Origin of the sequence: Enterobacter cloacae complex sp. 6730903, from assembly GCF_048283985.1 — a bacterium.
GTDB lineage: Bacteria > Pseudomonadota > Gammaproteobacteria > Enterobacterales > Enterobacteriaceae > Enterobacter > Enterobacter hormaechei_C.
In genome coordinates, this window is the sequence record NZ_JBLVXX010000213.1 from 1 (window position 1) to 291 (window position 291).

The 291-nt window shown below is 38.8% G+C and carries 1 pseudogene; it reads right to left on the minus strand.

Going from position 1 to position 291, the window contains the following annotated elements:
• A pseudogene (locus tag ACNQ0W_RS25630) lies at nt 1–291 on the minus strand (NAD(P)H nitroreductase); the annotation flags it as partial.

The following is a 291-nucleotide window of genomic DNA, read 5'->3' on the forward strand; positions in this document are numbered from 1 at the left end:
TTCAAGACCAGCTGCAAACAGTAGTTGTCCTAAAGCGATAAAAGTTTGATTTTCCATCCAGCCGAATAAGTTCTTTTGCTCATTACGGTAAAACTCAACATAGCCATGACGAGTATCCTTTTGACCGAGTTTGGCTTTCTCATCTTTAAAACGACCACTTAAATCATCTTGTTCAAGTAACTGGTTTAAATATTCGGGTGAAATATCTGTTCTTGTACAAAATACAAGGGTATGTGATGACTCAAGAACCTTGGGTGCATTGTAGGCATATCGTCCTGTTAAGGCTTTGGC